This window comes from Archaeoglobus neptunius (assembly GCF_016757965.1).
Classification (GTDB): Archaea; Halobacteriota; Archaeoglobi; order Archaeoglobales; family Archaeoglobaceae; genus Archaeoglobus; species Archaeoglobus neptunius.
In genome coordinates this window covers 16,308-37,795 of the sequence record NZ_JAEKIW010000007.1, presented here as the reverse complement: position 1 = coordinate 37,795, position 21,488 = coordinate 16,308, and the positions used below count along the sequence as shown (strand labels likewise).

The following is a 21,488-nucleotide window of genomic DNA, read 5'->3' as shown; positions in this document are numbered from 1 at the left end:
CCAGATCAGGAACTCTATAAATCTGTCGAGCAACGGCAGGCAGAAGTGGATGTCGTAGGGGGAGAAGTAGCCGAGGGTTCTGTCGGAGATCAGGAGGATGATCGGTAGGTCTGCTTTCGTTTGCTCGTTTAATCTATCAAAAACATGAGAGGAACCAATATGACTACAGAGAGGAATAGATAACACATATATCAATAAAGTTACTGTCGTTAGAGAGTAGAGGTGGAGTAAGAACAATGTTCCTGCCAGAACAATTGTACCGGTAATTTTTCGGATAAGGGAACTTTTTATTCTAAAAGCTTCTTCATCAAATCGCTAAATTCTTCTATAAGATAATAAGCTTTAATTCCAGCCTTTTTCGCATTCTCAGCCATAATTTTGTCATTGGTTATGAGAATCGAGTTTGTCAGCTTTGCCGTTGCGATGAAATACGAATCAATTGCTCTGCATCCGGTTTCAAAACATATTGAAAATGCTATTTCGTTTAGAACTTTAAATTCGATGAAGTTCACTTTATCCACGAGCTTTTCGTAAAGTACGATTGCTTCTCGTTTTGGAATCCTCCTGACAAGCTGTCCAATTAGCTCCATTTTGAAGATTTCTGGCTCTAAAATCGTAATTCTATGCACCTGTAAAACTTCAAACACCTTTCCCGCTAATTTTGACCTCTCTTCATTGAACCTGAATAGAGCATCAATGAACACAGAAGTATCAACAACAGTCATCTTCTCTCCTTAAGAAACTCTTCTAAGGCATCTTGTTTTACCTTTATGCTGTACTTTCTGATAATGTCGGCTATCCCCTCCTCTTCTAATCTTAGTTTAATTTTCTCCCCCTCCCTAAGATCAACCTTTTGGAGGGGTTTGAACACCCCGTTCTCGTACACCGCCTCTATGATTTTGGGCATAATGTTAGTTGTGTTGGGGAATTAAAAATAGGTTTCGTCTGAGTATGAGGTGAGGGAGGCTAAGGATTCAACAGACAGTCGGAGGTGGGAACATCAGTGATCGAAAACTAAATATTTGAAATAACAGAATATAAAAATAAAAATTTAAATTCAATTTTTTTTACTAAAACAGTTATACAGTTGTATCTAATACAACCTGTGTTTTTCCGTCAACATCGCACGTCATTACAAGATGCGTACCAGTATTAACATTTGCAGTCTTTGTGTCCCCAACACTTGGATCCCAAGCTGTAGTCCATTTTGCAGAAGATGGCTCTGCTATATTACAATTCTCAACAGTTGTGGCACCACCCTTGCTTGTAAACGTAATTTGTATATACGAGTTATTTACTCGCGTAACGGTAAACCCAGGTGTCTTTACAGGCTCCAACCTTGATCCCATCCCAAACACAAAGCTCGCAATTACTGCCGCCAGTATGACGGTTATTGCCACCATCAGTATAACGCCGATCACTGGCGACACACCCTTCTCATCCAACCTTCTCATCCAACCACCTCCCTGTCAGTGGCATAGGCCACCATTAACATTATTATAATAACAATATCGCCTATATAAAGTTTTCGTTCTGTTCGGTTAAAAGGTGGAAATTTTTCACCGGAAAAATAAATTAACAGCTGCTACCACAAATCAGCATTGAAGCTGTCCAGAATAAAAAGAAGGTATGCAAGGAGAATACCCGTAAGCAGAGTAGTCGAACAGTTCTGGTGCGAAAAGAAGCTTGAAATCAAGCTAGTATATGGAATCAGAGAAAAAACCAAGAGCATGTCTGTTGGAGAGAGAGTGCACAGAAAACTTGCCATGAGAGATGCCTTCCCAGAACCGGAGAACTTCCTGGACTGGCTGGGACTTCAGATCTACCTTTCCAGCCTCTCCACATCACAGTTTCTGAGTTCGGGCATAGCAAGAGAGATTTTTCTCGTTGCTGACGTTGGATATGAAAGAGAATGGTACTTAACCGGATCCATTGACGAGATCAGACTTACGAATGGCGAAACAAGAATTCTTGAAAGAAAGACAAGAGAAAGTAGAAAAATACCCGAAAGCACACCACACAAACTTCAGGCAATGCTTTACAACAGAATGCTGAATCTTCTTTCAGAGCAGGATTTCTCAAAAAACCTGAAAGCTGCATATCTTATTGGTGAGAGGGCAATGATAAGCAGGGATTTTGCTGAACGGGCCGGAATAGGCGAAAGGAGAATTTGTGAACTTGCCTTGAAGATGACACGCCTCTTTAAGATGCTGCCACCTGTTTCGAATGAGATAGATATTGTCTATGAGCACCGCAAATCTGGTGAGGTCTTTGGTGTTGTGAATTGCAGAATGGACGATGTATGGGTGAGCAAAGCCCTGAAGTTTGCAAGGATGTTCTGGACTGGCGAGAGAGAAGCGGTGAAAACAAAGCAGGAATGGAAGTGCAGATCGTGCGCTGTCAGAGGTTTATGCACCGACTGAGCGAAAAGTTTATTTGATTCGATGTCAAATGAACTTTATGATGTCCGGAATCTGGATCAGCAGCATTGAAGTGCTCAGAAGGTTGCATCCCGAAGAGGTGGAAGAGTACGGAGGGGAAGAATGACCGACTTGCTCGATGAAATTCTGGCAAACTACAATCCGGAACGCCTCGATCCGGAGACGTCTGAGTTGCTGGAAAGTTTCCTTGCAAAAGCCGTTCTGAAGCATGTGTTTCTGCAGGAGAAGATGGATGACGAAACGCAGGCAGCTCTCGAACTTGTTAAGAGGGTTATGAAGTAAATTTTTTACACTTGATACCAACTAACAACATGAATGGCAAGTTGGTAGTGGTAGCAATAGGAATAATCATCGCAATCTCCGCTATTGTGGTTGCCATCAACATGACGGAGAGCTACGGAAGGTTTGGAGAGATCGACATGAGACTGGAGAGTGTAAACGGGAGTCACGCAGTGATAACTCTGCTTATTGACATAGATAAGACTCCCAGCTTCAATCGTTTTGAGATCGGGGCAAAGATATACGACGTGCGAACAAACCTGCTGGTAGGAGAATACAGCAAGAGCTTCACAGGGTATGGAAAATACTACAGGGCTGAATTCACGATTCCCTTTGAGAAAACTCGCGATTATCAGCTCAAGCTTATACTGAAGAAGGGAGAAAGAATCTACGATACAACGCATGTAAACGTGAGGAACCTGAGATATCTTGTACCGGAGGATATGACGCTCAAAGCATCAATGGCCGGTGCAGATTTTCTCCTAACAGGAAGTGACAACGAAACTGTTAGCTTTAAATCAAGATTTTACATCGAGAGCTTGTCTGACTATGACGTTGTAGCCAGAACGAAGGTCGTTCAGTCCGAATCCAACGTTCTTGTGGGGGATGAATGGAGAAACATCACCCTTGAAGGCGGAAAGACCAACATCGTTGAGGCAGATTTCACAGTGCCAAAGAAATACAACTACGTGGTCAAACTTGAAATCTGGAGAAACGGAAAGCTCGTGAAAACCTGGAAGGATTATCTGAATCTCGCTCCAAAAAAGATCATCCCTGAAGGTGTTAAGGAGGAGAATATGGAGTTCGAGGTAGACAGGTTCGTCAAGAATGAAGAGGATTACGCTCGCCGTTCAGGGGCTATCCCGGGTTTTGAAGTTGCTGTCGGTCTCGCTGCCATTGGAGGCGCCCTGGCGTTGAGGAGGCAAAAAGGCAAGGTTTGAGATGCTTGCGAGAAAATTGATCGCCATGACAAAATTCTCATTTTTTTGACTGTATTTCAACGAGTTTGCCCCGAACATATGGATGTCTGCCCATTTTCCGGTTCCTATAAACACCGCAGTACAGAGTCCAAAAGTTAATAATCCAGTCAGAGGTCTGTAAACTGATGAGACTGTTTGTTGCAGTAGACCTGGACGATGATGTAAGAAGAAATGTGACTCCAGTGATTGAGGAGTTCTCACGGCTAAACGGGATAAAAGCTGTTGAACCGGAAAATCTTCACATTACCCTCCTATTCCTGGGAGAAGTTGGTGAAAGCAAGGTTCCCGCAATTGAAGACTCGCTATCAAAAATTAGTTTTGAACCGTTCAGAATCTCCTTTGAAGGCATGGGGGCGTTTCCCAGTGTTAGAGCTCCGAGGGTAATCTGGATTGGAGTTAGAGACGATGGAAAACTGAGAGAGCTAGCTGATTCCGTGCATGGGAATCTAAAAAAGCTCGGATTCAGGAGAGACAAAGAGTTCTCAGCCCACCTTACCGTTGCGAGAGTGAAAAGAAAAAATCCGGGTGTGAGTGAAATTATCGAAAAATGGGCAAAGGATCGTTTTGGAGAGATGGAAGTGAGAGATTTCAAGCTGAAACAGAGTATTTTGAAACCTCAGGGTCCAGTATACAAAGATTTGAGGGTTTTCGGCCATGAAGGTTGATGAAATTATCGAGCAGGCGTTAAAGCTCGTTGTCCCCGATCAGGAGGAGATCAGGAGGGCAAAGGAGGCTGAGAGGGAACTTAGAAAGAGGCTTGACGGTATCGGTGTGGAGTACATGTTTGTCGGCAGCTATGCCAGAAATACATGGCTCAAAGGAAATCTGGAGATAGACGTTTTCCTTCTCTTTCCTGAGGGGATGTCAAAGGACGAACTCAGAGAGAACGGGCTGGAAATCGGTAAATCTGTTCTGGATGATTACGAAATAAGATATGCGGAGCATCCATACGTACACGGCACCCTGAATGGCGTCGATGTTGATGTCGTTCCCTGCTACAAGCTGAAAGACGCAAGAAGAATAAAATCTGCTGTTGACAGAACGCCCTTTCACCATAGATGGCTGAAGGACAGGGTGAAGGGGAAGGAGAATGATATAAGACTGCTGAAAGGCTTTCTGAAGGCACACAACATCTACGGAGCAGAGTACAAGGTCAGGGGGTTCTCGGGCTACCTTTGCGAACTTCTGGTTGTATTCTACGGATCCTTTGTTGAAGTTCTTAAAAATGCGAGACACTGGACGAGAAGGACAGTCATTGATATCGCAAATAGGGTGGTAAGAAAGGGAGAGGGGTTTTTTGTCGTGGATCCTGTGGACGAGAAGAGGAATGTTGCTGCCAACTTAAGTCTCGACAACCTTGCAAAATTCGTCCACATCTCCAGACGGTTTCTCGAGAATCCGGACATCGGATTCTTCCTACCACCCCAAAAGCCCCAGATAAATCCCGGACTTGTTAAAGACGTGCTGGAAACCAGGGGTACCGCCCTCTTCGCCGTGAAGTTCACCAGGCCTGACATCGTTGATGACAATCTGTATCCGCAGCTTGAGAGGGCTGCAAGAAAAATTTTTGAGTTTCTCGAGAGAGAGAACTTCATGCCGCTTCGCTACACTTACAAAGCAGCGGAAAGCTGCTATCTGATCTTCGAATGCCAGGTAAGAGAGCTATCAAAGGTTTTCAAACGTCTCGGTCCGCAATTTGAGGATGAAAAGAACGTGAGAAAGTTTTTGTCCAGAAACAGACCATTTAAACCATTCATCGAAAACGGCAGATGGTGGGCATTTGAGTACCGCAGATACACAACTCCCGGGGAGGCGGTAAGCAACTACGTCTCGAAAAACTGGCATACACTTGGAAAAAATGTTGGTGAATCGATCTCGAAGCACTTTGAAATTTTGAGTGGAGATGAACTTCTTTCTGAGCCTGTACTGCACGAAGTTTGCGAGCTGATGGGGGTAAAGGTATGAGGCTGACGTTTTTGGGCACAGGCGTGGCAGTTCCGTTTGAAAACAGAGCGCAGAGCTCGGTGCTACTTGAATTTGACGACAAAAAGGTGCTGATCGACTGCGGGATAGGGTGCTACCACAGGCTGGAGCAGCTCGGAGTGGGACTGGACGAGATCGATGCCGTGTGCATCACCCATCATCACCTCGACCACAACGGAGACCTGCTTAACATTCTGAAGGCAAGATGGTTGCTGGACTGCAGTACCCTGAAAATATTCGGTCCACCCGGCACCAGATACTTCATCGAATCCCTCCTGGAAGCCTATCCGTATCTAAGAAATAAACTGAGCTTTGACGTCGAAGAGGGTAGCAAATTTGCAATAGGGGATGTCAGGTTTAAGGCTATTCCAACAATCCACTCGATTGAGAGTCAGGGATACGTTATTGAAGATGCGATTGCCATCAGCGGAGACACAAGGGCTTTTGAGGAGTTTATATCCGCTGAATGCGCAATAATGATCCACGAACTCTCCCTGCCCTTTAATTACATTGCTGACACCCATACAACCCCTGAAAATCTGAAAAGCTGCCTGAAAAGCTGCAAAGCTGAAAGAATTTATCTCACCCATCTCTACCCAATGACACACAGGGTGAGAGACGAAATTCTGGAGTACCTCGACTGCGATGCTGTTATTGCAGAGGATATGATGAGATTGAGCAAAATTTAAAATAGTGCCGGACAAAGAAGCTAAGGTGATGCTCATGGATGAAGAGGTTAACAAGATTATCACTTTATGCGGTAAAGACTGGGCAAAAATAGGTACCGAGTTTATTTTCCTCGGCGGAAAGGCTGAATGCGAGAACTGCAAGATAAAAAAGGCCTGTCTCAGGCTCAGAGAAGGGGCAAAGTACAAGATTGTTGGTCTGAGAGATGGCACAATTCACGAATGCCCGCTGCATGATGAGGGTGTTGTGGCTGTTGAGGTTGTCGAGCTACCGATCATTGCCATAATTGACTCAAAAATAGCGGTGGAGGGGGCCAAATTCCACTACGAGGAGCGAAAGTGCGATGTACTCAACTGCAGCATGTACTCGCTCTGCCACCCTGTGGAATTGAACAGTGGAGAATCTGTTGTGGTCGAGAGAATTATAGGGGATGCACCCGAGCAATGCCAGAAAGGGCACAGCGTTGTTGTGGCGGAAATCCGAAGGCTTGAAGGGGAATAAAAATTAAAATAGCGGTTTGAGAACCACTGCTCCCTTAACTCTTTTTCTGAATTCCTCCGGGTCAGCCTCGGTCTGCGGTATAGCGCCGTAGTGCATCGGGATGTAGTGTTTTGCTCCGATGTCTCTGGTTGCCTCAATTGCCTCTTCAAGATTCATTGTGTACGTTCCGCCAACGGGTAGAAGGGCGATATCAACCTCAATCTCCTTCATCTCCGGAATCCTGTCCGTGTCTCCGGCGTGGTAAATACTCACCCCGTCAATGTTGATGATGTAGCCAACGCTGTTTCCCTTGTGGAAGGGTTTGTCTATGTTGTAGGCCGGGACAGCCCTGATCTTAACTCCCTTCACCTCCGTGGTTTCCTGCATATTGACCCCGCAACTCCTGAAACCCTCGATTATACACCCCGCCGGGTGAACAACAACGGTGTCGTCCTTCGAGATTCTTCTGATGCTCCTGATGTCCAGGTGGTCAAAGTGGTCATGTGTTACCAGAATTACATCCGCCTTTTCAAGCCCCTCCGGGATTTCGTAAGGATCTATGTACACAACAACCGACCCTTTAATCTTGAAACCCGCATGCTTCAGCCACGTTACCTCCACACCACTGAATACAAAACTGCTCTCCGCCATAGCAGTAGTACATTTAATTGTTATAAATCTTACCGCTGCTAAACTTTTTAAGGCGGAAGGGTTTTATTCTGTATCAGGAGTGGATGTCTTATGATCTGGCAGGGAAGAAGCAGAAGAAAACCAACTGGAGGGTTCTACAAAAGGGCGAGAAAAAAGAGAAAGTATGAACTGGGAAGAGAGCAGGTTGAAACGCTTGTGGGCGAGAGGAAGATAAAAAAGGTCAGGGTTAGAGGGGGCAACTACAAGATTAAGCTGTTCGCTGAAAGTTACGCTAACGTTTACGATCCAAAACAAAAGAAGGTTGTGAGAGTGAAGATAAAAAGTGTTGTTGAAAATCCCGCCCACGTCCATTATGCGAGAAGAAACGTTGTCACCAAGGGAGCAGTAATAGCCACTGAAATCGGCAAAGCGAGGGTTACGAACCGCCCGAGTCAGGAAGGAGTTATAAACGCCGTACTAATTGAGTAGAGGGGTGCCGACTAAAAACAAAACACAGCGGTGACGGCGGGATAGCTGGTACCGATGCACCGGCACCCCATAGAATATGGATGACCAGAGTTAATAAACCTTTCGCAAGAAATAGTGCTTTATATAAATTTTAATTTTAAAAAATTTCAGAACTGATAATTTCAGCTTTAAAGATGCTTTCCATGTGCCTGATGCCGTACTCGTATTCGTAGTCGCTCAATGCCTTGGTGCAGTCTTTTATGACTGCCACTTTATAGCCCCTCAATGCCGCATCGCCTGCGGTGTGAAGGACACATATGTTCGTTGCAACCCCGCAGATGTACAGTTTTTCCACCCCGAGTTCTCTGAGCAACAGATCAAGATCGGTACCGAAAAAGGCAGAATATCTCCTTTTTCTGATAAAGTAGTCTTTTTCCTGAGGTTCAAGCTCATCTATTACCTCCGCCCCCTCAGTGTTCATAACACAGTGTTTCGGCCAGATTTTGAACTCAACATCATCCTCTCTGTGCCAGTCCTGAGTGAAAATTACAGGCATTTTCCTTCTGGCTTTATTCACAATCCTAGCAGTTGGCTCGAAGATATCCTCCGCATTCGGGATATAGAGTGCTCCGTTTTTATAGCAGAAATCCTTCTGCATGTCAACAACAATTAGAGCCTCCATATTTACTGGTAGAAGTGGGGAAGATATATTTTTACCTGTGAAAACATTGATTATGGCCTTCACGCACATCGAGGATGGAAAGGTTAGAATGGTTGATGTATCGGAGAAAGAGGATGTTGATCGTATCGCTGTTGCTGAGGGCTACATCAGACTCAGGAGTTCCACCATAGAGGCAATTTTAAAGAAAGATGTTGCAAAGGGCAACGTCATCGCAGCAGCCAATATTGCCGGCGTTCTGGCCGTCAAAAAAACACCCGAGCTTATCCCGATGTGCCACCCGATACCGATCACATCCGTAAAGTTTGACTTCGATATAGAGAGCGTCGGGATAAAGGTCAGATGCACGGTCAGATCAAGGGGAAAAACAGGTGTGGAGATGGAGGCGCTTACAGGAGTTAGCGTTGCCCTGCTCACAATATGGGATATGGTGAAAAGTTTGGAGAAGGACGAGCACGGAAACTATCCCAGAACTCTAATCGAGGTTGTGAGGGTTGTCGAGAAGGTTAAAGGGTGTAGGAAATGATTGACAGAATAAGAAAGTTTGTTTTCGGAGGAGAGAGGGAGAGGGAAGTTTTGAATTTAATAGCCGAGCAGATTGGCATTATAATAGATACCTGCGAGCTTATGAAAATGATTATTGAGCGGAACGACGAAGCTGTTGTTGGTGACGTGTGCGAGGCAGAGAAAATGGGTGATGCGATAAGAAGGGACATCATGATTAAAATTCACTCCGGTGCGTTCATTCCTGCAATCAGATCGGATTTCTGCAATCTTGCCGAGGAACTGGACGAAATTCTGGACGAACTTGAAGATATCGCAGTACTGTTTCTTCTTGTAAAAACGATACCGGACGAGATAAGGGGAGACTTCACCAGAGTCGCTGAAATTAACTCAAGGATGGCCTACCAGCTTTCTGATGCATTTAAAGCCCTCCAGGATGGCAACCTGAGTGAGATTCTGCTGAAAATAAAAATATCTGAGGAGGAAGTGGACAGCATCAAGAGCAGAATTTATCAGAAACTGAAAGGTATCAATTTTGGAAATTACGCTGAATGGTACTTCTTCATAAAGTTTGTTGAAAAGCTCATCAACGTCAGCGACCTTATGGAAGATGCTGCCGACACCATTCAGGTATTAAGCGTCAGCATACGGTGAATTTGATGACTCCATCTTCAATCCTCCTTTTGATTTTACCCTGTCTTTCGAGATAGGTCAAAAAAGCAAGAGTTTCATTCAACGCCATGAATTTATTGAGGTCGTCAAAATCCCGGTAACATCCAATGCTCCAGTTAACCCTCGAAGCGATTTCCTCCAGTGTGGCCGTATTTTCTACCGCAAGGTAAATTTCCTCAGCTCTTTTTTTGCAGTGCTCCATAAGCTGATAGACCCTCTTTTCCGGGTTTTTTATAATCCTCTCATGAGCGGGATATACCACGTCAATCTCCATTTCCAAAATCTTTTTCAGAGAAGCCAAATAGTCATCCACACCACTCGTGTAGCCGGGATAAAAGCTTATGTTCGGGGTCGTATCGCTGAGCACGAGATCTCCGGAAAAAAGGCACTTGTCCACAAGAAATGCTGTATGACCCGGGCTGTGGCCGGGAGTTTCAACAACTCTGACATCTTTCAAACCGCTAAAGTTACAAATTTTTGCTTTTGGCTTTAGATTGAGAGACACCAGCACTTCAAGAGTTTTTTCATACCTTCCACCAACACCGTAGGACGCAAAAAGCTTTGAAAAGGCCATTATGAACTTTTCAGGGTTGGAGTAAATTTCAATATAACCGATTTCCCTTGGATGAATCATTACTCTATAATCCGAGAAAAACACCAGTCCGACGTGGTCAATATGGTGGTGGGTGATCACGCAGTTTTCAACTCCGTATTCATGAAGCTCTAGAGAATGGGTGGGGCTGCAAAAACCACCATCTATTATCAATTTCCGATCAATAACATAGACGTAAATCTGCTCGGGATTGCCCAGAGGCGATTTAAACTTCACCACCTCAATTTCCACCTCTCGCCACTGCCTACGCTGTTTAAAAAAGTAATTACAGTTTTGAACTTGCTCTATAGAAATTTTATTTTCATGGGAAAATCTTATTTTTACTCTTCAAAGACTTGTGCTATGGATGTAATCGCAAACATCTTTAACAAGGCCGATGACGGTGACAGGATAATGATCTCTTTTCCAGACGTGCTCAGCTTCTACACCGTGGGCAAATGGCTCTACGAGCAGTTTGGAGAGCCTTTCTGGGTACTCTGGACCGACGCAGCAGTTGAGAGAATCAACTATCTCGGCAGAAAGTTCGATTTTCCGGTGTACGGTGACGCTGTGGCTATAGGGGCTAGAAAGGAGTGTTCACTTCTGAATATGGTGGGAAAATTCGAGATATTCGAGGATCTCGGCCAGATTATGAGAATGATGTCCTTTGACAATCGAATTATCATTTCATTCGGTGTGAACTTTCTCGAACTTTTCGGATATGACATTTCAAAAGCGGTTGAGATGATCATCGAGCACGAGAGCGGAATACTATGCACATGCACCATTGGAGAGCTGTCTGAAAAACTGTTGCCGTTCCATGATACCGTGATAGAAATAAAGAAGGGCGAAGAGTCCTATCTGTCCTACCACTCGTATGTGGCCAGACTGAAATTTGCAGTTGATGGTGGTGTTGCGGAGGTGAGCGATGTATTTTTTCTGAAAGAATAAGGATTTTATTCAGGTAATAGTCTCTGATTTTAGATGGGCATAGAGCAGCAAATCAGAGAGCTTGAGGAGGAAATAAAGAGGACCCCCTACAACAAAGCAACAGAGCATCACATAGGCAGACTTAAAGCCAAGCTTGCAAGACTGAGAGAGGAAGCTGAGAAGCAGAGAGCAAAAACCGGAAGACAGGCAGCATTTTCCCTGAAAAAGGAAGGAGACGCCACTGCCGTCCTTATCGGCTATCCATCGGTTGGAAAATCCACAATCCTTAACAGGCTTACGGGAGCAAAGAGTGAGGTCGCTGACTACGATTTTACCACCCTCAAACCAGTCCCGGGAATACTGAACTACAAAGGGGCAGCCATACAGATTATAGACGTTCCCGGCATAGTCGAAGGTGCTTCAAAGGGGAGAGGGAGGGGAAAAGAAGTTATCTCTGCAGTCAGGGTTGCAGATCTGATCATAATTGTGGCAGATGTCTTCAACCTCCACACCATAGACGTGGTCAAAAAGGAGCTTTACGAGGGTGGAATCAGGCTCGATCAGAGTCCTCCAGACATTGTGATAAGAAAAAAGGAGAGAGGTGGTGTCAGAATAAGCTCAACTGTAAAACAGAGTATTGACGAAAGTACCATTATGGAGATCCTCAGAGAGTACAGGATTCACAGCGCAGATGTCGTCATCAGAGAGGAAATTACCATTGAAAGGCTGATAGACGCACTTGCTGGAAACAGAGTTTACATACCGTCAATTACAGTGGTTAACAAAATAGACCTGATGGATGTTGATGTCGATAACGCAATAAAAATCTCTGCCGAAAAGGGGATCAATCTCGACCTGCTTAAAGAGGAAATTTACAGAAAACTCGATTTTATAAGGATCTTCCTCAAACCGCCCGGTGGAAAGGCAGACATGGAAAATCCGATGATTTTAAGGAGAGGGGCAACCGTCGAAGACATTTGCAGAAAGCTACACAGGGACTTTATTGAGAATTTCAGATATGCAAAGGTATGGGGCAAATCCGTGAAGTTTCACGGCCAGAGGGTGGGACTCGATCACGTCGTTATGGATGGAGATACTGTAACTATTTATGCTTAGTTTTTACCGATTTTGTCAAAACCAGTAAAACCATTTATATACGCTGAACAATGTAGTAGTGAGGTGAGGAAAATGGTCATGATGAAGCTGTTCACGTCTCCAACCTGTCCGTACTGTCCAAAGGCGGAAAAGGTTGTGAGCAAGGTAGCGAAGGAGGAAGGAGTGCTGGCAATAGAGCTTCCCGTCAATACTGACGAGGGTATGAAGGAGGCTCTCAAATATGGTATTCGAGGGGTTCCCGCCCTGGTTATAAACGATATGTATCTGATAGTCGGTGTGCCTGATGAAGGTGAGCTGAGAAGTTTGATAAGAAAACTGAAAGGAGGTGATTTGAATGAGGCATCTTAGTGGTGAGGAGTTCAGAAAGGCAATAGAAGGTGACAAGCTGGTGGTGGTTGACTTCTATGCGGACTGGTGCATGCCCTGCAGGTACATCTCTCCCATCCTGGAAAAACTTGAGAAAGAGTATGACGGGCAGGCAGAGTTCTACAAGCTGGATGTGGACGAGAACCAGGACATCGCATTTGAATATGGCATTGCAAGCATTCCGACAGTTCTGTTCTTCAAGAACGGAAAAGTTGTCGGCGGGTTCATAGGAGCAATGCCCGAGAATGCGGTGAAGGCTGAGATCAACAAGGCCCTTCAATCATGAAGTCCATAAAGGAAATGATTTCCACCCTCAATTGCGGAAATCTGCTTGAATGCATTTTTGGCCTTACCGCCGTGGACATGATGGTTTACGAGGCGTTGCTGCACGGTAGAGAGAGGGTAGAGGATATCAGCAGAGAGGTTGGAAGGGGCGAGAGTGCCGTCTACAAGTCCCTGCAGAGATTGCTCATTGCAGGGATGGCCTACCGTATAAAAATGCCGCTTAACGGCGGCGGTTACTACTTTATTTACAAACCTGCCCCTAAGGAGAAAATTGCCGAGGAAGTGGAGAGAGTGGTTGAAGAACTGTGTATGAAAATTAGAAAAACGCTGGAGGAGTTTATTAATGATCGCAGTACTGGGATGTCAGGGTTGTGGAACCTGCAGTAGGGTCTGCCCCACTGATGCGATAATCAGAGAGGGGGGAAAGGTTGTCAGAATCGACGCCAGCAAATGCAAGGAATGTTATGACTGCGTGAAAGCATGCCCGTACGGGGCTCTTATAGTCATGGACTGAAGGAAATTCTGGATATTCTGGGTAGAGACCCCTACACAGAAAGAGCACTGAAGCTCGTTTTAGAGTACTCCGGAGAGGGGACTATCCCGGCAGATAAGCTTGATGAAGAGGTTGCACTTACCCTTGACTACTACAGGCTTGCAGTCCCAGTAAACTCTGTCTATGGCTCTCTCTCATGGAAAATGCGATTGTTTTCGGTATCCAGCATGGAGATACCCTACATAATCAGGTATTTTTTCGAAGATCTGCAGAATGGAAAGGCGGAGTGGAGAAGTGCGGTGGTCAGATACTTTAAGGATATCGGAGAGACGGAGCCCGAGGAGTTTGCGGAAATTTTTGAGGAGATTGTCAAAAAGGGCAGAAACCTGATTATTTGCGGAGAAGATATCGTGGACATTTCGATGAGATTCGGCAGAGATGGCGGTGTTGTCATAGCAGAGTTAAAGGGAGCGGGCTTGATAAGTCCGAGTGTCGGATGTGGTGGGTTTGGTAGGTTCAGAGCACCGCTCTACGAGATTAACAGGTTTTTCGCACTGCTCGTGGAGAACCATTTCAAAACTTTAAGCAATTAAAAAAAGTGTTTTAAATTCGATAAGATACACTTTCATTGTGAAGCTAATTGCAGTCTCTGTGTACGGCGAGGACAGACCGGGAATCGTGCATAACATCGCCAGAGCGCTGGCAGAGTGCGGTGCAAACATTGTGGATATCGAACAGACGGTTTTGCAGGGCATGTTTGTGATGTTCATTGTTGCGGAGGTTGAGAATGAGGAGTGCATGAAAAGAGAGGTTCAGAAGGCTGCAGAGAGAACCAACGTTCACGTCAGCCTTACGCCTTTCAAAAGGAAGGAAAAACCAAGGAAAAACCTGTACGTGGTTACAGTCCTTGGAAAGGACAGGATTGGAATAGTCAGGGATGTTACGGGTATATTTCTCGAGTTTGGCGTGAATATCGAAAAAACCAGCCTCACAGCAAGGGAAGAACTTATCTCAATTGAGTTTCTTGTGGATCTGGGTGAAAGAGATTCCTTTGAAATCAGAAGAAGGCTTAGGGAGGCGGCGGAGAGACTTGGCCTCGACATAGTAATGCAGCCCTATTCAACTTTCAGAAGGGAGAAGAGACTGATAGTATTCGACATGGATTCGACTCTGGTTGACGCAGAGATAATCGACGAGCTTGCCAAGGAGGCAGGAGTGGACAGAGAAGTTTCGGAGCTGACCGAAAAGGCGATGCGAGGTGAAATCAGCTTCAAGGAGGCACTCGAGGAGAGAGTTAAGCTGCTTCAGGGTCTGCCCGTTGAAGTTCTGGAGAAGATCTATTCGAGAATAAGGCTGACCGAGGGAGCAAAGGAACTGGTAAGGAGTCTGAAGGAAGCAGGGTACAAGGTGGCCGTTGTCAGCGGTGGATTCAGCTATTTCACAGACAGACTGAAGGAGGAGCTTGGCCTGGACTATGCCTTCGGAAATGAGCTCGAGGTAAAAGATGGAAAGCTCACCGGAAGGATAAAAGGCAGAATAATTGACGCAAAGGAGAAGGCGAGAATAGTGGAAGAGATAGCAAAAAAGGAAGGGATCAGTCCCGAAAACGTGGTGGCGGTTGGTGATGGTGCCAACGACAGGCTAATGATAGAGAGAGCAGGTCTGGGCATAGCATTCAATGCCAAGGAGGCACTCAAAGATATCGCCGATGGAAGCATCTCAAAGGAGAACTTCGTCGGTCTGGCAAGCGTTCTTAAGCTCCCTGCAGAATTTGTCAAGAGAATATGATGGATATCCTGCTGATATATCTGGTGACCATGGGAATAAAGGCCGGTGCCTACTATCTATCCGGATACTCAGCGATACTGGCCGACACCCTACATTCGGTTGTGGATATATCCATGATTTTAATCCTGATCACATCAGAAAGACTGGCTCGTAAAGCTCCAGACCCAACCCACCCCCTCGGACATGAGATGGTCAAGAACGTTGCCTCGCTGATAGTGGGTGTTGGTTTTGTAACCTTCCTGTCCTTCGAACTGATCAAGGTGGGAATGACAAAGGTGCTGAATCCTCCATCATCATTCAAAAACACGGAGATTGCCATTTACGCTGAACTTCTGGTTCTCCTACTGCTGATTCTTGCTGCTCTAATCTCGGCAAGGAGGAGCGGGATACTCAACAGAACCCTTCTGGTTGAGAGTATGAACGACTCTCTCTCAACTCTCGCCGCTGTAGTGGGTGTAGGACTTGTCCGGGCAGGATATCCGATTTTTGACGGTGTGGCGACTCTCGTCATAGCCCTGATCATTCTCTACAACTCCATAAAAATCGTAAGAGAAAATGCGAGGGTTCTGCTTGGAATGTCTCCATCTGACGGATTTTACGAGAGTGTGGAGAAAATCTGCTCCGGTATTAAAGGTATCAGGGGGGTTCATGATATGGTTGGGATTTATGCAGGAGAGAACTCGATACACCTCGACCTTCACGTGACGGTGGATGGTGAGATGACCGTTGCCAATGCAGACAGGCTGTCTGAAGAAATTGCAGATGCGATAAGGCAACAGCACCCCGAGGTAAAGCACATTTCCGTCCACTTCTGTCCCCACGAGGGTGAGAGGAGAAAGGTGTACGAGTCTTTCGGATGAACTTTAAAAATAAATCTTATTTCAAGAACCTCTCGAGCCTCTTCAGGAACTCTGCTATTCTCTCCCTCGATGTTGCGTAGCTAAGCCTGACCCAGCTCCTGTAGGCCACACCAAATGCAGCACCGGGCGTTAGTGCCACATATTCCTTCTTCAGAAATTCCTCGCAGAACTCCATGCTGTCTCTGGCAACATCCATGAAGATATAGAAGGCTCCTTTCGGCGGTGCATACTTTATACCGAGCTCATCCAGTTTCTCCATTATCATATCCCTTCTTGCTTTGAACTCCCTGACCACATCTTCAATAAAGTCTTGGCTACCTTTAAGGGCCGCCACACCTGCATACTGTACAAACGAGGTTGGATGACTGACAGAATGGCTCTGCATGCGGTTCATCAGCTTTACAATCCACTCAGGAGCAGCGGCATAGCCGAGCCTCCAGCCGGTCATTGAGTATGTCTTCGAAAAGCCGTTTACTGTAATCGTCCTTTCCAGCATCCCGTCCATTGCAGCGAGACTGTGGTGGCTGCCCTCAAAAATTATCTTCTCATAGATTTCATCGGACATTACCAGAAGGTCATTGTCAACGGCAACATCCCTTACCTTCTTCAAAAACTCTCTTGGATAAACAACGCCAAGCGGGTTGCTTGGTGTGTTTACGACTATCAGTTTTGTGTTCCCGGTAACGTAGTCCTCTATAGGTGCATCCTCGAAACCCTCCTCGTGGGGAACCCAGATCGGCCTTGCTCCTGCCATCAAAATGCATGCCTCATAGCTAACCCATGAGGGGTCGAGAAGCAATACCTCGTCACCTTCCTGCAGTAAACACATCATTGCCTCAAAGATGGCGTACTTCGCACCCGGCGTGACAATGATGTTATCTGGCGTCACATCGATACCATTCTCTTTTCTCAGCTTTTCAGCTATGGCTTCGGTCAGTTCCGGAACTCCCCTTGTCGGAGTGTAAAATACCTTGCCCTCCTTCATTGCCCTGTAAGCAGCTTCAATGATAAAATCCGGTGTTGGAAAGTCGGGCTCACCCACACTCATGTCCACTACATCCCTGCCCTCCCTTGCAAGCTCCTTTGCCATTGTTGAAACTCTTAGAGTTGCAGATGGCTGAACAACCTCAATCCTGTTAGCTCCCCTCTGAATCATACTCCTTCAACCTCTTGACAAGCTTGACCGCAGCCTCAACTGCCCTCTTTGCGTAATCCACTCTCTCCGTAGCTGCAATCCTGCCCATACCGGGTCCGCTTATGCCCAGCGTAACCGGCTTGCCGTATTCCAGACTGAGATCCATTATTTTCCTTGCTGCATGCTGGGCAACTATCTCGTCATGTTCCGTCTCCCCCTCTATGACGCAGCCAATCGCAACAACGGCATCAACTCTACCCCTTTCCAGCATCTTTTTTACAGCCAGAGGAATGTCAAAAGTCCCGGGAACTCTGAGAACTTCCGAAACTTCAGCTCCCAAAAACTCCGCATGTTCCTTTCCGAGAATTTCCATCATGTAGGTTATATCCCTGTTGAACTCTGCAACCACCATGCCGAGCTTAACCTTGTCCATCATTACCACCAGCTTAGATTCGGTGAGTAGTATTTAATATTTTACACTCAGAAAAGATTGCCTGAAAAAGTCACAGAAAATAAAATTTAAAAAAATTTAAAAACCCCTACAAAAAATTTCGAACTATGGTGCGGGTCGACTTCATGAAAACCTTCATAGAAGTCGTTCAGTCTGGAAGCCTTAAAAAGGCCGCAAAAAGTCTCGGAATGTCCGTAAGCTCCGTAAGCTTTCAAATTAACTCTGTTGAGTCATTTTACGGAGCAAAACTTCTTGAGAGAAGGACGGACGGAGTAAGGCTTACGGATGAGGGTAACATTGCATTCAAGAACATGAAAAACGTTCTGAGCAGTATTGAAGAGACAAAAAAGCTTATATCCAACCTTAGAGGGGACAAAATAACCATCGCTTCTGGAATGGTCGGAATCAATGTCGTGCACGCAATTCAAACTCTGCTGAAGGCAAGCTACCCCCAGCTCGAAGTGAACGTAGCGTTGAGGGGGGCACATGAGTGTGTCAAAGGAATTTTAAACGGAAAATTTGATTTCGCAATAGCTGGCGATCTCCTGGACGAGCATCTGGAGATAGAGAGACTCGGATACGAGGTTCTGGGCATTGATCATCTTGTTTTGATAGTTCCTCCCAACCACGACCTTGTTTCCAAAAGCGTTGTGACTCTGGAAGATATTACAAAATATCCGATAGTGATGCTCACCGACGATTACGGGATCACCACAAGTACAAAAAAAGCATTGATGGATAGCGGATTGAAGTTTGACCGGCTGAATATTGCCTACACCGTTGGAGACTTTTATTCCAAGATAAACGCTGTCAGTGGCGGAATGGGAATAGCCATTACGTCCTACATAGCTGCATGTCGTGCCTGTGAGGTCGGTCTGATCAAAATGAGAAAAATACAGGGCTTCAAGTCAGAAAGAAAGATATTCCTGGTGTATTCCAAACTTTCCACCGAAAGCAAGAAAATGAAAGAGTATCTGGATTTTATTCTCGAAAAAGGCAGGCAGCTTTTCCAGGATTTTGCAAGACAGTGCTCGTGTTTCGATTAATTTTAATTTTTCGAGCACATCGAAATGGTATTTTTATCAATTTTACTTTTAATTTAAAAATTAAATTGTAATACTGACAATAATATATAAGATAAAATTTGCACTCTAAAAACTAATGTTAGGGGAGCAAAAAACCAGATTTTCAAATTTTTTCGAAACCTATTTAGAAAATTTCGAAAAATTTAAGTATATCCCACCCGAGCGGGAGACATGCAGCAAGCGAATTTGGCAATAGATAGTGAAACGCTGCTTGACGACAGGAAATTTGCAGAAACAATGCTGTTAAAAAGAGACAAAACAGGTCTGAGCAGAGCTGACATGGTTTTTACACTGAGAAATCTGCTAAAACTGAAATACTACCCTGTGGCTGTGAAATTCTTTTTCAGCGAGGAGGAGCTGGATAAGTTTAAGGCAGAACATGAGTACCTCGTGGCGTGCAATCCATTCACATTCTGCCATTTTTCGGCTGAGTCAAGGCAGAAGGGCGATGTACTTCTCGGAGACAGAAGAATGCTTGGCTGCAGCAATGCGCGATTTCTTTTCGGATGGAAGGATCTGGATGAGCAGGAAATTAAGAGCCACCTGAAATACGTACGGGACAGGGAGCAGGCTGAAAAGTTCGTGAAGACGAAGCCGAGATTGCCTGAAGGATTGATTGCATTTGCCACAGCTCCGCTGCACAAGGCAAAATTTGAGCCCGATGTAATCCACATTATATGCGATGTCCTGCAGAGCTACCACATCTACAATGACTACTCATCAGCCCTGGACATCCACCCGATTCAGCCGAATCTCATGATGAACTCGGCTGTGTGCGGTGGAGTTGTGTGGACGTACAACAACAAGAGAATCAACGTGGTTCCGATGTGCAGCAGCAGCTATACTTCAGGAAAAACCGAGCAGGGAGAAATCAACGTCTACATACCGTGGGAACATTTCGAGGCATTGATTGTCAGACTGCTGGAAAGAACCGCAAAGTACGGAGGGGCCAGTTATCCAAGGACGGGCGAAACATATCCGGGATTCAATGTGTGCAAGCTCTGTAACTTCCTGCTGTTCAGAAAGCCCAAGGACGATGAGTAAGGGGGTGAAAACTTGTTCGACGTAACATGGATGGTGATACACGGTGAAGAGATCAAAATAAACGCCATTGTTTATTTACTGTGGTGTGTCTGGGTAGGCTGGATTTTCTCAACCGTTGGAGCTTTCGGAGGAATTATGGCCGGTGTTGGCCACATTTCAATACTCGGCATAGGAAACTGGGCAAGCAAGCTTAAAGGAAAATCCGTAAGCATTGGAATGTACAACGATGCTGGAAAATACCTGACAGACCACATCAGATTCTCAAACACCGCAATTACCTGGCTAAACTCCCTTTCAAGCACGATAAACTGGTACACCCAGAAAAGGCTTGTCTGGCCTGCTGCAATTGCGATGGGTCTTGGAATGGTTATAGGAGCGCAGGTTGCCGTCTGGGGTACGGGAGGCAAGCTTGGAGTTGCGCTATACAAGGGTCTTTTCGGTATCTGCACCTGGGCAGTGTCCTTCTACATGTTCTATCAGATAACTCCGAGGGCAAAGGCTTCAAAATCCAAGGGAAGAGAAGCCGCCAAAAGATTCCAGCAGAGAGTTGAGGAGCTTAGAAAGAGTGGGAGACTGGACGAGCTTGAAGGAATAACGAATGTTAAGTACTCTCTCTCGCAGGTTGAATTTGACTTCTTCGGAGAACATTTCGTCGCCAAGAACTATCTGCCGTTCTTCTACGGATTGCTGATTGGATTTATCGCAGCCCTCATCGGTGTTGGCGGTGGATTCATGATCGTTCCGTTCTTCACAGCCATTGGATGGCCCATGTACATAACTCCCGCAGTTTCGGCACTAACGGTATTCCTGAACCAGTGTTCAGCCCTGGCAGGATGGTTCGCCAGAGGTGTGCAGTTCGTATGGCCAATAACGATCGGATGGGTCGGTATCCTCATAGGCAGCTATATTGGACCGAGAACACAGAAATACCTCCCGATGGATGCGCTGTTTGCAATGTTCGGCGGTCTGGCGTTCTACGTAGGAACAAGGTACATTGCCGCAGGATTCTTCGGAATTCATCTCCCACCATGAACGGCCCGTTTCTTTACCTTTTTATTTCCGTAACTTTTGTGGTCATCCTTCTGGCCGAGCGGCTGGAATCGCTGGTTCTCAGAAAGTTTTTCAGAGGATTTCTGGAAGATGTAGAAAGACTTGAGGCTGAACTCAACGAATACCACGCTCTTTCGATTCTCGCAATTGCAATGAATGACAGAGAAGCTTACGAGGGACTTCAGAGAATGGCAAATGAAAAATACTGGCCTCTGTTTTTCAGAAAAATGATGTTCACCACATCTCTGTTCTTTTTGCTTTTGAGCCCATACATGCTTCTCACAACCTTTTTCATAGACTCCGAGGCTTTCTCATACACGATGTTCCTGGCAATAGGCTACTTCACCGTAAGGCTTGGACTGAGTTTTATTATAGACAGCTTCAACGCCTGGAGAAACATGAAAGAAGCGCGAAAGAATTTTGAGTAACTTTCAGGTTGTTGATGCTCATCATCACCTTAATTTCAAACAATACGAAAAATTTATTATTC

The 21,488-nt window shown here is 45.5% G+C and carries 31 protein-coding genes; 23 read left to right on the top strand and 8 right to left on the bottom strand.

The window, feature by feature from the left end; translation table 11 throughout:
• Nucleotides 1-287: 287 nt before the first annotated feature.
• The 3 genes from JFQ59_RS06380 to JFQ59_RS06370 all read right to left on the bottom strand — a co-directional run bounded on the left by JFQ59_RS06380 (nt 288) and on the right by JFQ59_RS06370 (nt 1,454).
• Nucleotides 288-725 (bottom strand): type II toxin-antitoxin system VapC family toxin, encoded by a 438-nt coding sequence (locus JFQ59_RS06380; protein ID WP_202319589.1) that lies wholly within the window; start codon nt 723-725, stop codon nt 288-290.
• On the bottom strand, nt 722-907 hold the full coding sequence (locus tag JFQ59_RS06375) for an antitoxin family protein (protein WP_202319588.1): 186 nt from the start codon (nt 905-907) through the stop codon (nt 722-724). The genes JFQ59_RS06380 and JFQ59_RS06375 overlap by 4 nt, the downstream gene beginning before the upstream one ends.
• A 172-nt stretch (nt 908-1,079) precedes the next feature.
• Entirely contained in the window at nt 1,080-1,454 is a 375-nt protein-coding gene (locus tag JFQ59_RS06370) for a type IV pilin (RefSeq protein WP_202319587.1), read from the bottom strand.
• Nucleotides 1,455-1,601: 147 nt separating this feature from the next.
• Here JFQ59_RS06370 and JFQ59_RS06365 point away from each other — a divergent pair, with 147 nt between their 5' ends.
• The 7 genes from JFQ59_RS06365 (at nt 1,602) to JFQ59_RS06335 (ending at nt 6,871) form a co-directional block, all read left to right on the top strand.
• Nucleotides 1,602-2,423: a PD-(D/E)XK nuclease family protein gene (locus tag JFQ59_RS06365; protein ID WP_202319586.1), complete on the top strand. Its 822-nt coding sequence runs from the start codon at nt 1,602-1,604 to the stop codon at nt 2,421-2,423.
• A 120-nt stretch (nt 2,424-2,543) separates the two neighbouring features.
• On the top strand, nt 2,544-2,723 hold the full coding sequence (locus JFQ59_RS06360) for a hypothetical protein (protein WP_202319585.1): 180 nt from the start codon (nt 2,544-2,546) through the stop codon (nt 2,721-2,723).
• Between the two features lie 29 nt (nt 2,724-2,752).
• Nucleotides 2,753-3,661: a DUF7490 domain-containing protein gene (locus JFQ59_RS06355; RefSeq protein WP_202319584.1), complete on the top strand. Its 909-nt coding sequence runs from the start codon at nt 2,753-2,755 to the stop codon at nt 3,659-3,661.
• Nucleotides 3,662-3,825: 164 nt separating this feature from the next.
• Nucleotides 3,826-4,365, top strand: coding sequence for an RNA 2',3'-cyclic phosphodiesterase (gene thpR, locus JFQ59_RS06350; protein ID WP_202319583.1), 540 nt, complete (start codon nt 3,826-3,828; stop codon nt 4,363-4,365).
• A complete protein-coding gene (gene cca, locus JFQ59_RS06345) occupies nt 4,355-5,665 on the top strand; it encodes a CCA tRNA nucleotidyltransferase (RefSeq protein WP_202319582.1) in 1,311 nt (436 codons plus the stop codon). The genes thpR and cca overlap by 11 nt, the downstream gene beginning before the upstream one ends.
• Nucleotides 5,662-6,372, top strand: a complete 711-nt coding sequence (locus JFQ59_RS06340; protein ID WP_202319581.1) for an MBL fold metallo-hydrolase — start codon at nt 5,662-5,664, stop codon at nt 6,370-6,372. The genes cca and JFQ59_RS06340 overlap by 4 nt, the downstream gene beginning before the upstream one ends.
• Nucleotides 6,373-6,406: 34 nt before the next feature.
• The gene (locus tag JFQ59_RS06335; RefSeq protein ID WP_202319580.1) at nt 6,407-6,871 is read left to right on the top strand and encodes a UPF0179 family protein; all 465 of its coding nucleotides are present in this window, start codon (nt 6,407-6,409) and stop codon (nt 6,869-6,871) included.
• A 3-nt stretch (nt 6,872-6,874) separates the two neighbouring features.
• Here the strand turns inward: JFQ59_RS06335 and JFQ59_RS06330 are convergent, their stop codons facing one another.
• Nucleotides 6,875-7,501: an MBL fold metallo-hydrolase gene (locus JFQ59_RS06330; RefSeq protein ID WP_202319579.1), complete on the bottom strand. Its 627-nt coding sequence runs from the start codon at nt 7,499-7,501 to the stop codon at nt 6,875-6,877.
• A gap of 90 nt (nt 7,502-7,591) precedes the next feature.
• On the opposite strand from JFQ59_RS06330, the gene JFQ59_RS06325 reads away from it, so the two are divergent.
• Nucleotides 7,592-7,969: a 30S ribosomal protein S8e gene (locus tag JFQ59_RS06325; protein ID WP_202319578.1), complete on the top strand. Its 378-nt coding sequence runs from the start codon at nt 7,592-7,594 to the stop codon at nt 7,967-7,969.
• Between the two features lie 136 nt (nt 7,970-8,105).
• Here JFQ59_RS06325 and JFQ59_RS06320 read toward each other — a convergent pair whose 3' ends face one another.
• Nucleotides 8,106-8,630, bottom strand: coding sequence for a cysteine hydrolase family protein (locus JFQ59_RS06320; RefSeq protein ID WP_202319577.1), 525 nt, complete (start codon nt 8,628-8,630; stop codon nt 8,106-8,108).
• 52 nt (nt 8,631-8,682) lie between these two features.
• Between JFQ59_RS06320 and moaC the strand changes: the two genes are divergently transcribed.
• Nucleotides 8,683-9,153 carry a cyclic pyranopterin monophosphate synthase MoaC gene (gene moaC / locus JFQ59_RS06315; RefSeq protein ID WP_202319576.1) on the top strand — a complete coding sequence of 157 codons (471 nt, stop codon included), beginning with the start codon at nt 8,683-8,685 and terminating at the stop codon, nt 9,151-9,153.
• Nucleotides 9,150-9,785 (top strand): TIGR00153 family protein, encoded by a 636-nt coding sequence (locus tag JFQ59_RS06310; RefSeq protein WP_202319575.1) that lies wholly within the window; start codon nt 9,150-9,152, stop codon nt 9,783-9,785. Before moaC ends, JFQ59_RS06310 begins: the two co-directional genes overlap by 4 nt.
• Here the strand turns inward: JFQ59_RS06310 and JFQ59_RS06305 are convergent.
• A complete protein-coding gene (locus JFQ59_RS06305; RefSeq protein ID WP_202319574.1) occupies nt 9,772-10,647 on the bottom strand; it encodes an MBL fold metallo-hydrolase in 876 nt (291 codons plus the stop codon). The two genes, JFQ59_RS06310 and JFQ59_RS06305, sit on opposite strands and share 14 nt — an antisense overlap.
• Before the next feature lie 111 nt (nt 10,648-10,758).
• On the opposite strand from JFQ59_RS06305, the gene JFQ59_RS06300 reads away from it, so the two are divergent.
• From JFQ59_RS06300 to JFQ59_RS06260, 9 genes are all read left to right on the top strand, one after another.
• Nucleotides 10,759-11,346, top strand: a complete 588-nt coding sequence (locus tag JFQ59_RS06300; protein ID WP_202319573.1) for a hypothetical protein — start codon at nt 10,759-10,761, stop codon at nt 11,344-11,346.
• Between the two features lie 33 nt (nt 11,347-11,379).
• Nucleotides 11,380-12,441: an OBG GTPase family GTP-binding protein gene (locus JFQ59_RS06295; RefSeq protein WP_202319572.1), complete on the top strand. Its 1,062-nt coding sequence runs from the start codon at nt 11,380-11,382 to the stop codon at nt 12,439-12,441.
• A 72-nt stretch (nt 12,442-12,513) separates the two neighbouring features.
• Nucleotides 12,514-12,789 (top strand): MJ0307 family thioredoxin, encoded by a 276-nt coding sequence (locus tag JFQ59_RS06290; RefSeq protein WP_202319571.1) that lies wholly within the window; start codon nt 12,514-12,516, stop codon nt 12,787-12,789.
• The gene (gene trxA / locus JFQ59_RS06285) at nt 12,776-13,093 is read left to right on the top strand and encodes a thioredoxin (protein ID WP_202319570.1); all 318 of its coding nucleotides are present in this window, start codon (nt 12,776-12,778) and stop codon (nt 13,091-13,093) included. The genes JFQ59_RS06290 and trxA overlap by 14 nt, the downstream gene beginning before the upstream one ends.
• The gene (locus tag JFQ59_RS06280; protein WP_202319569.1) at nt 13,090-13,479 is read left to right on the top strand and encodes a helix-turn-helix domain-containing protein; all 390 of its coding nucleotides are present in this window, start codon (nt 13,090-13,092) and stop codon (nt 13,477-13,479) included. Before trxA ends, JFQ59_RS06280 begins: the two co-directional genes overlap by 4 nt.
• Nucleotides 13,436-13,606 (top strand): 4Fe-4S binding protein, encoded by a 171-nt coding sequence (locus JFQ59_RS12670; protein WP_202319568.1) that lies wholly within the window; start codon nt 13,436-13,438, stop codon nt 13,604-13,606. Before JFQ59_RS06280 ends, JFQ59_RS12670 begins: the two co-directional genes overlap by 44 nt.
• Entirely contained in the window at nt 13,573-14,178 is a 606-nt protein-coding gene (locus JFQ59_RS06270; RefSeq protein WP_202319567.1) for a hypothetical protein, read from the top strand. The genes JFQ59_RS12670 and JFQ59_RS06270 overlap by 34 nt, the downstream gene beginning before the upstream one ends.
• 37 nt (nt 14,179-14,215) lie before the next feature.
• Nucleotides 14,216-15,373: a phosphoserine phosphatase SerB gene (gene serB / locus JFQ59_RS06265; RefSeq protein WP_202319566.1), complete on the top strand. Its 1,158-nt coding sequence runs from the start codon at nt 14,216-14,218 to the stop codon at nt 15,371-15,373.
• Nucleotides 15,370-16,233: a cation diffusion facilitator family transporter gene (locus JFQ59_RS06260; RefSeq protein ID WP_202319565.1), complete on the top strand. Its 864-nt coding sequence runs from the start codon at nt 15,370-15,372 to the stop codon at nt 16,231-16,233. Before serB ends, JFQ59_RS06260 begins: the two co-directional genes overlap by 4 nt.
• A 16-nt stretch (nt 16,234-16,249) precedes the next feature.
• Here the strand turns inward: JFQ59_RS06260 and JFQ59_RS06255 are convergent, their stop codons facing one another.
• Nucleotides 16,250-17,389, bottom strand: a complete 1,140-nt coding sequence (locus tag JFQ59_RS06255) for a pyridoxal phosphate-dependent aminotransferase (protein ID WP_202319564.1) — start codon at nt 17,387-17,389, stop codon at nt 16,250-16,252.
• The gene (ribH, locus tag JFQ59_RS06250) at nt 17,370-17,801 is read right to left on the bottom strand and encodes a 6,7-dimethyl-8-ribityllumazine synthase (RefSeq protein ID WP_202319703.1); all 432 of its coding nucleotides are present in this window, start codon (nt 17,799-17,801) and stop codon (nt 17,370-17,372) included. The genes JFQ59_RS06255 and ribH overlap by 20 nt, the downstream gene beginning before the upstream one ends.
• A gap of 125 nt (nt 17,802-17,926) precedes the next feature.
• Here ribH and JFQ59_RS06245 point away from each other — a divergent pair, with 125 nt between their 5' ends.
• From JFQ59_RS06245 to JFQ59_RS06230, 4 genes are all read left to right on the top strand, one after another.
• Complete coding sequence (locus tag JFQ59_RS06245; protein WP_202319563.1) at nt 17,927-18,865, top strand: LysR family transcriptional regulator; 939 nt, start codon at nt 17,927-17,929, stop codon at nt 18,863-18,865.
• 210 nt (nt 18,866-19,075) lie between these two features.
• Nucleotides 19,076-19,948 carry a DUF169 domain-containing protein gene (locus JFQ59_RS06240; RefSeq protein ID WP_202319562.1) on the top strand — a complete coding sequence of 291 codons (873 nt, stop codon included), beginning with the start codon at nt 19,076-19,078 and terminating at the stop codon, nt 19,946-19,948.
• Nucleotides 19,949-19,960: 12 nt separating this feature from the next.
• Nucleotides 19,961-20,980, top strand: coding sequence for a sulfite exporter TauE/SafE family protein (locus JFQ59_RS06235; RefSeq protein ID WP_230972340.1), 1,020 nt, complete (start codon nt 19,961-19,963; stop codon nt 20,978-20,980).
• A gap of 38 nt (nt 20,981-21,018) precedes the next feature.
• Nucleotides 21,019-21,426: a hypothetical protein gene (locus JFQ59_RS06230; RefSeq protein WP_202319561.1), complete on the top strand. Its 408-nt coding sequence runs from the start codon at nt 21,019-21,021 to the stop codon at nt 21,424-21,426.
• The last annotated feature ends 62 nt before the right edge of the window (nt 21,427-21,488 follow it).